General features: G+C 35.7%; 6 protein-coding genes and 1 pseudogene. 6 read left to right on the forward strand and 1 reads right to left on the reverse strand.

Translation table 11 applies throughout. The features are described from left to right. Positions 1-236: hypothetical protein (locus ACP6PL_RS16295; protein ID WP_426546313.1), on the forward strand; the 236-nt coding region annotated here is incomplete at its 5' end. 7 nt (positions 237-243) lie between these two features. On the opposite strand, the gene leuS is transcribed toward ACP6PL_RS16295, so the two are convergent. Continuing rightward, the gene (gene leuS / locus ACP6PL_RS16300) at positions 244-3,036 is read right to left on the reverse strand and encodes a leucine--tRNA ligase (RefSeq protein ID WP_426546314.1); all 2,793 of its coding nucleotides are present in this window, start codon (positions 3,034-3,036) and stop codon (positions 244-246) included. Positions 3,037-3,879: 843 nt separating this feature from the next. On the opposite strand from leuS, the pseudogene ACP6PL_RS16305 reads away from it, so the two are divergent. The 5 genes and pseudogenes from ACP6PL_RS16305 to gntT all read left to right on the forward strand — a co-directional run. Further along, a pseudogene (locus ACP6PL_RS16305) lies at positions 3,880-4,341 on the forward strand (serine/threonine protein kinase); the annotation flags it as partial. 9 nt (positions 4,342-4,350) lie between these two features. Beyond that, on the forward strand, positions 4,351-4,497 hold the full coding sequence (locus ACP6PL_RS16310; protein ID WP_426546315.1) for a hypothetical protein: 147 nt from the start codon (positions 4,351-4,353) through the stop codon (positions 4,495-4,497). 106 nt (positions 4,498-4,603) lie between these two features. After that, on the forward strand, positions 4,604-5,611 hold the full coding sequence (locus ACP6PL_RS16315; RefSeq protein ID WP_426546316.1) for a serine/threonine-protein kinase: 1,008 nt from the start codon (positions 4,604-4,606) through the stop codon (positions 5,609-5,611). 614 nt (positions 5,612-6,225) lie between these two features. After that, the gene (locus ACP6PL_RS16320; RefSeq protein ID WP_426546317.1) at positions 6,226-6,900 is read left to right on the forward strand and encodes a hypothetical protein; all 675 of its coding nucleotides are present in this window, start codon (positions 6,226-6,228) and stop codon (positions 6,898-6,900) included. Between the two features lie 478 nt (positions 6,901-7,378). Continuing rightward, positions 7,379-8,749: a guanitoxin biosynthesis MATE family efflux transporter GntT gene (gene gntT / locus ACP6PL_RS16325; RefSeq protein WP_426546318.1), complete on the forward strand. Its 1,371-nt coding sequence runs from the start codon at positions 7,379-7,381 to the stop codon at positions 8,747-8,749. The last annotated feature ends 24 nt before the right edge of the window (positions 8,750-8,773 follow it).

The following is an 8,773-nucleotide window of genomic DNA, read 5'->3' on the forward strand; positions in this document are numbered from 1 at the left end:
ACTCCCCTACTCCCCTACTCCCCTACTCCCCTACTCCCCTACTCCCTAACTCCCCAACTCACCATCTAATTACACCGATGCTACCGGATTTGATATCAACTGGCAATAGGGCGATCGCTACCTTTCCCACTCCAGAGAAAAACTGTTGCGCAATAGTTTTATTAATAGGAAGACAGAAACCGGGTTTATCAACGAAGTTTCATCATATAAACCCGGTTTCTTGTTTAGGTGTGTAAGTTCTGATTAACCAACGACAAAATTAACTAACTTACCAGGAACTACTATCACCTTCTTAATATCCTTACCTGCCAAATTACGTTGCGCTACATCTGACTCTCGCGCTAACTTTTCTAAAGTTTCCTTATCTGCTTTTGCCGGCACCTGAATAGTTCCCCTAGTCTTACCTTTTATCTGAATTACCAATGTAATTTCATCTACTACTAAAGCTTCCGGGTCAAACTTCGGCCAAGGATGAGTATGTACTGAACCAAGGTTACCAGCAATTTGCCACAACTCCTCAGTCAGATGTGGTGCAAAGGGTGTCAATAACAATAGCAAAGTTTCCAAACCTTCAGCATAAATAACTGAATCTTTGCAACTAGCATCACTAAGAGCATTACTCAACTTCATCATTTCAGAAACAGCAGTATTAAATTGATAATCTCCATCTAAATCTTCCGTTACTTCTTTGATAGCAGTATGCACCGCTCGTCGCACATCTTTCTCTGCTTTAGTTAACTCCTCACCAAATCTACCTTCTATCCAACTCAAACCTTTATGCAAATCATCCTTAGTCTCTTGTTGAGTTTCGGAATGATTCAACTTAGCTTCTATTGCTACCTTGACATCAGCAGCAGCATAAACTTTCACCACATTTTTTAGTTTAAATGCAGAAATATTTTTAGTTATTTCAGTAATCAAATACCGAGACCAACCCAAATCTTTCAAGTCTGCTTGAGTAATACCATTGGTTTTTGCTTTCAACTCACTGAAACTATTATTTGTAGAAAATTGCGTTACCAAAGACCAGACTCGGTTCAGGAAACGAAACTGACCTTGTACATCAGCATCATCCCACTCTAAATCTTTTTCCGGTGGCGCTTTAAACAAGATAAACATCCGCGCCGTATCCGCACCATATTTTGCCATCACCTCCAACGGATCGACACCGTTATATTTAGACTTAGACATCTTCTCAAAGAAGACTTCTAATTTATCCCCAGTTTTTGGGTCTTTCGGTTCTTCCGGGTTAACATCTGCGAAAGGAATATATTTACCAGTCACGGGATTTTTGTAAGTAATACCTTGCACCATTCCTTGAGTTAACAACCGTTGGAAAGGTTCGTCAAAATTACACAAACCTCTGTCGCGCAAAACCTTGGTAAAAAATCGGGAATATAACAAATGTAAAATCGCGTGTTCGATACCACCAACATATTGATCTACAGGCAACCAGTCATTTACCATTTCCGAATCAAACACCTGCTGTTCATTTGTCGCATCTGGATAACGCAGGTAATACCACGACGAATCAATAAAAGTATCCATCGTGTCAGTTTCTCGTTTTGCCGGAGTACCACAACTAGGGCAAGGAACATTTACCCAATCTTCTAATTTTGCCAAAGGTGACGGACCACGACCAGAAAATTCCACACTTTCCGGCAACTTTACAGGCAAATCTGCATCTGGCACAGGTACAGCACCACATTTTGGACAGTGAATAATAGGTATTGGTGCGCCCCAGTAACGTTGTCTAGAAATCAACCAATCCCTCAAACGATATTGTATGCGACCTTCTCCATAACCTTCATCTTCAGCAAGTTGAATAATTTCTTTTTTAGCAAAAGTAGATTTTTCCCCATTAAACGGACCAGAGTTAACCATAATGCCGACATCGGTATAAGCTTCTGACATCTCATCATCATCATTATCCGAGTCATCTGCCACAATTACAGTTTTGATGGGTAGATCATATTGTTTAGCAAACTGGAAGTCGCGCACGTCATGAGCGGGTACTCCCATAACAGCACCTGTACCATATTCATAGAGTACATAATCGGCGATCCAGATAGGAACTTCCTTGTTATTAAATGGGTTGATAGCTTTACCACCAGTAGGAACGCCACGTTTTGGTTTATCTTCAGCAGTACGTTCTAGTTCACTTTCGGCAGCAACTTCTTTAATAAAATTTTCGACGGTAGCTTGTTGTTCTGGGGTTGTCACCTGTTCTGTCAAAGGATGTTCGGGTGCCAAAACAACGTAACTAACGCCGTAGACAGTATCAGGTCTCGTGGTGAAAACTCCGATTTTTTTATCCATCCCCACGATGGGAAATTCTAAATAAGCTCCGACAGATTTTCCTATCCAATTTGCCTGCATAGTTCTCACTCTCTCTGGCCAACCAGGCAATTTATCTAAGTCGTTGAGGAGTTGTTCGGCGTAGTCAGTAATTTTGAAGAACCATTGACGCAACAATTTACGTTCCACTTTTGCACCGGAACGCCAAGAACGACCTTCACCATCCACTTGTTCGTTGGCCAGTACAGTTTGGTCAATGGGGTCCCAGTTAACGGCGGATTCTTTTTGATAGGCCAGACCAGCTTGGAAAAATTGAAGAAATATCCATTGAGTCCAACGGTAATATTCGGGGGTGCAGGTGGCGACTTCTTTATCCCAGTCGATGGAGAAACCCAAACGTCTTAGTTGTTCTTTCATTTGGGCAATATTTTGAAGAGTCCATTTAGCCGGAGGAATGCCCCGGTCAATGGCTGCGTTTTCTGCGGGTAGTCCAAAGGCGTCCCAACCCATGGGGTGAAGGACACGATAACCTTGCATCCTTTTGAGTCGGGCAATAACGTCGGTGATGGTGTAGTTACGAACATGACCCATGTGTAAGTTACCGGATGGGTAAGGGAACATGGATAGAGCGTAGAATTTAGGCTGATTATTGTTTGTAGGGGTTTGGTCTTGGTTTTGTTCAGCCCAGGTTTTTTGCCACTTTTGTTCAATGGATACAGGGTTATACTTGGAGTCCACTGTTTTTTTCTCCGTAAATTATCTTCAGTAGTCTAGTTTTCTTGATTATTTTGACATATTCCTCGACTATGAGGATTGATGGTTACATCATAATACACGATGTAATATATAAACTTCGGAAAAGTTATTAATTGTCTTAGTTGGGGAAAGATTATTTTGAACTTCTAAACTGCATAACTGCAGGAGTAATAGAACTATTAATAGTCGGAGCGATCGCCTTTCTTTCTATTACTCTAATACTCCTATTGTATGTAAGATTAAAATTCCTGAAAATAATAGATCATTTCAGTTATCAGTTATCAGTTATCAGTGAACCTCCGACTTAAAGTCGGAGGCTTGAAATACTGAGTTAAATATTTCTCTTGGTCGATTGGATATGGCGTTTGCTAGCGCAAAGCTCCGCTAACGCGTAGCGTCCCGGAGGGAACGGAAACCTCGCCATCCCATCCTTCGGAATGCTCCGCAAACGACCGCTTTTTCATCCCCTTAAAAGGGGAGGCTTTAGACCTCATTTTTTGGTAAATAAAAAAATAAGTATTAGAACAAATCTTTGATAATTTAACTGCTTCCTGTTCCCCAAAAATTTACCAAAAACCCATAGATAATTACCCCAATTTTTCTTCTCAAGGTTATCAAATAATTAGAGAACTTGGTCGCAATAATATTGGTGGGCGAGTCACTTATCTAGCTGAAAATATCAAGACTCACAAAAACGTAGTTATTAAACAATTTCAATTTGCCAAATTAGGAGCAACTTGGGCAGAATATGATGCCTACTCTCAAGAAATTGCAGTATTAAAAAGTCTCAATCATCGAGGGATTCCTTAATACTTAGATTCTTTTCAAACTGCCGATGGTTTCTGCATGATTCAAGAATATATTGCAGCAGAATCAGCAGTAATTTATCGTCAGTGGCAACCCCAAGAAATTAAACAGATTGCTATTTCAGTTTTGGAAATTTTAGTTTATCTCCAAAGTCAACCACAACCTGTTATTCATCGAGATATTAAACCAGAAAATATTTTAATTGACGAGGAGTTAAGAGTTTATTTAGTAGACTTTGGTTTTGCGAGGATGGGAGGAGGAGAAATAGCAGCAAGTAGTGTTGTTAAAGGTACGATGGGATTTATGTCTCCCGAACAAATGTTTAATCATCAATTAACAAAAGCGTCAGATTTATATAGTCTTGGTGCGACATTAATTTGTTTATTAACTGGGATAAAATCTGGAGATATTGGAAATTTAATAGATGCTGATTATCGGATAATTTTTCGTCATTTAATTCCACCATTAGAAAGAGGTTGAATTAATTGGTTGGAAAAGATAACAGAACCAAAATATACTGATAGATATAAAAATGCTGAGGAGGCTTTAGCTGCTCTTCGAGTTTTAGATGTTAACCGTTTACCGAAACTTAGAATTAGTAAAAAAAATCTAGCATTTGCTAGTAATGAATGGTGAGAAAAATTAACAGGTATTATAGAGATTAGTAATCCAATTCCACAGACAATTTTATCTGGTAGATGGGAAGTTGCTCCCCATGTTAATGACCCTCCTCATACTCCTTATGACCATAGTTGGATTTCATTTTCTCCTCAGAGGAGAAATAGCAGCAAGTAGTGTTGTTAAAGGTACGATGGGATTTATGTCTCCCGAACAAATGTTTAATCATCAATTAACAAAAGCGTCAGATTTATATAGTCTTGGTGCGACATTAATTTGTTTATTAACTGGGATAAAATCAGCAGATATTGGCAATTTAATAGATGCGAATTATCGGATAATTTTTCGTCATTTAGTTCCACCATTACAAAGAGGCTGGATTAATTGGTTGGAAAAGATGGCAGAACCAAAATATACTGATAGATATGAAAATGCTCAGGTAGCTTTAGCTGCTCTTCAACCTTTAGATGTCAATCGTTTACCGAAAGTTAGAATTAGTCAAAAAAATCTAGCATTTATTAGCAATAGATGGGGAGAAAAATTAACAGAAACAATCACAGTTAGTAATCCAATTCCAGAAACAATTTTATCTGGAAGGTGGGAAGTTGCTCCCGATGTAAATGACCCTCCTCATACTCCTTATGACCAAAGTTGGATTTCATTTACACCTCATAAGTTTGAAGGCAATAATGTAGAGTGTAAAATTACAGTAGATACCAGTAAGTTAGTCAAAAATGAAATATATAGAAGAGAGATTTTTTTACACAGTAATTCAACATCAGAAACTCAGAAGATAAATATTCAGGTAGAAACTGGTTGTGTGCCTCAATTAGGAGCTGAATCTATTTTCATCTTCTTTTTTATTCGCCTTGTAGTGGCAATGGTTATATTTTACTGTTTTGATTTATTGAAATTCAATCCTCTATTTATTTGGTGGACAGTAATATGTATAACAGTATGTGCTTTAGTGAATTCCATCAATAACAATATTTTTATATCCATCATAATGTTTGGTGTTTTATCTATAATAACTTTTATAATAAAATTGCTCTTATTTTATGGAACTTATTTGATATATGTGCTAGTGGGCTTATTGGAACTATTATTTGAGGATACAATATTATCTGGCTAGAAAAAATGGTACAACCTAATTATAAAGATAGATATTCATCAGCAGAATTAGCACTTGATGCTTTTAGCATTAATTAGCACTCTTGGATTTCTAGCAATTGGGAGGGCTGGTTTTGCGATGTTTAGAGTTTATAATATGCAACTAAATCAAACCATTGAATTCACGAAAATAGAATATTTTTCTCCAGTTAAAGACAAAAGCAAATGCCTCAATCGTCGAAAATAGTTACAGCAGTTTTTTAGTTGATATTGAATGTTCCTAGTGTGGGAATCTTGCCCACTTCGGTGTGTACCTCAACACGGAAATATTCTCAGAGAAACTGTACTTTACTATTTCAACAAAATGCTATAAGTAGACTTTTATTTTCTCGACGTATAGCAAGTTCTACAGTTATAACGTACAGTTGTTGTTCTTATTTTCTGTTCCCTATTCCCTACTCCCTACTCCCTACTCCGTAAAAAATATAATCTTCTTGAAAAGCTGTAAAATTTGAGCTATATTTAATCAGTATCTAATTTGCAATGAATTACAGGGAATAGTATAGCAAGTTCTACAGTTATAACGTACAGTTGTTGTTCTTATTTTCTCTTCCCTACTCCCTACTCCCTAAAAAAATGACAGTAATAATTAATTTCTGGAAAGGTACACTTCGAGATACTGCATATAATGCTATATATGGGTTAGATGTAGGTCACGTTTCCATGCACGTTATTAATGACAAAAACCCAAAAGATGAAATTTATATAAGTCATCATCCTAAAATCAAAAACTCTATAGCTTTTTTGCGAAACCTTAATAAATATGCTTCCTTGGAATCTATCATATTCGATACTTTTATTCCTAGGGCTAAATCGATTTCCTTTAAAAAAGATTGCGATCGTCGGGATGGTAAACCTCATAAGAAAATTGTTATTCATGGTTTAAATGAATCTCGAATAAGAAAGTTTTATCAAAAGTATTTAAAGAATGATTTGTCAGAAAAAAACACTAAATATCATTTTCTCAAAAATAATTGTTGTACAGTTGTAGCTTATTTTATTTGCAAGGGATTAGAGTGTTCTGAAAAAAACTCTAAGCTTTGTTCACCTTCAAGTTATCAAAATGACTCATCTTTTGCACACGACTCTTCTAATATTGAGAAATTGCTTGTGGCATTTAATGACAAATTTTGGTCACCCCGGTCTCTGAAATCTTTTGTTAAAAAAGTCAAAAAGAAAACTGAGAAAAAATATTCTGTACCACGTCTTCCTGTACGTCAAATAAATCTCTTATTACCCTCGTCATTTTAGTGATTTTTTTGATAATTATCAACTATCTAATATTATTTACATGAGTTCATTAATGGATAATGGATAATTGATAATTACCTATAATTAAAACCGTTCTTGATTGAAGATAAGGAAATATTATTTCTTTGTTTTCCCCTATCCAAGGGGAGGCTTTAAACCAGAATTATTTAATTATTAATAATTAATAATTCGGTAAATATTATGACATTTATAATTAATATATGGAAATTTAATACCAAATTGATAAATGTTTATTACAAATAGTTAGGCTGTTTCTAGGAGTCAGGTAGGGCAGCCGTAGGATTGGGTACTTACAGGAGCCAGAAATCATAATGAATAGCTTAAATAACATTTATGAGGATGGAGTTTCTCTTTTATTGAGTATCTTCAAAAAGATTCTTTTCTCATTCTTATACAAAATTAAAATTATCTGTCATCTTTTAATACAAATATAAGCAATTTCCACTCTCTGAAAAATATGAAATCTGTTATTCACAATGGCTTTCTCCGATTAGCTTTAGTCAACATTTTATCTAATTTAATGGTGCCTTTGGCAAGTCTAGTAGACTTAGCTTTTTTAGGTTATTTAGATGAAATTCATCATTTAGCAGGAGTTTCCATTGCCACAGTTTTATTTAACTATATTTACTGGACTTTTGGCTTTTTACGCATGAGTACGACTGGTACAACTGCTCAAGCTAGAGGAAGTGGAAACGATCGGGAAGTAAAGCAAATTTGTCTACGTAATTGTTTAATTGCTTTAGCTATTGCCACGATAATTATAATTTTCAAATATCCTTTGCGAGAAATTGGTTTTAGTTTACTTAGTGCAACTCCAGAAGTTAAAGCTAGTGGTATTAGCTACTATCAAAGTCTAATTTGGGGTGCTCCTGCTACTTTATTAAACTTTGTATTAATAGGTTGGTTTTTAGGACTCGAACAAGGAGGAAAAGTTTTACTATTGTCAGTAGTTAATAAAGGAACAAATATTATCTTAGATTATATTTTTATTGTTCGTTGGGGATGGGAGAGTAGCGGTGCTGGTAGTGCTACAGCAATAAGTCAATATATAACTTTAGTAGTAGGGATAGTTTGTGTTTTTAACTTAATATCTTTGGCAGAAATTCCTCAGTTAATCAAAAATCTTTGGCAACCTCAAGTAATTATAGAAACTTTTATTCTCAATCGAGATATTCTAATTCGTACATTTGCCCTAATTTCTACTTTTGCTATATTTACTAATTTAAGTTCATACATAGATACTTTAGTTTTAGCAACTGATACTTTGTTATTACAGGTAGTGACATTAGCCGCTTATTTTATTGACGGTTTAGCTTTTGCCACAGAAAGTTTAGCAGGAAAAAGTTATGGTGAAGGAAATCAAGAACAATTAAAGGTTTTGGTAAAATTATCAGGAATAATTAGTGTGAGTATCGGGTTGATTTTTGCCTTAATCTTCTGTTTATTCCCGACTCCTTTATTTAGTTTATTGACTAATCATAGTCAAGTTATTAACAATATTAGTAGTTATGTTTTATGGTTAATACCTGTGTTGGGGTTTGGAGGTATGGCTTATATGTTAGATGGTTATTTTCTGGGTTTAACTCAAGGAAATTTATTGCGTAATTCTACATTAATCGCTACTTTAGCAGGATTTTTACCTTTTGCTATCGTGGGTTGGTTATTAAAAAGTAATCATATATTATGGTTAGCTTTAGCAATGTTTATGGCGACTAGAGCGATTACTTTAGGTAAGGCTATTCCTGATACAATGGTTGAAAAATTTTCTCCATCAATAGAAGTTATTAGGAGTCAGGAGACAGGAGTCAGGAGTCAGGAGTCAGAATAAATAGTTTAAGTATCATTTATTAGC

Source organism: Dapis purpurea BLCC-M126, assembly GCF_050015975.1.
Taxonomy (GTDB): Bacteria; Cyanobacteriota; Cyanobacteriia; order Cyanobacteriales; family Microcoleaceae; genus Trichodesmium.

Coding starts and splice junctions, on each gene's coding strand:
- gntT (WP_426546318.1), top strand. CDS start 7,379: ATGAAATCTGTTATTCACAATGGCTTTCTCCGATTAGCTTTAGTCAAC.
- ACP6PL_RS16315 (WP_426546316.1), top strand. CDS start 4,604: ATGACCATAGTTGGATTTCATTTTCTCCTCAGAGGAGAAATAGCAGCA.
- ACP6PL_RS16320 (WP_426546317.1), top strand. CDS start 6,226: ATGACAGTAATAATTAATTTCTGGAAAGGTACACTTCGAGATACTGCA.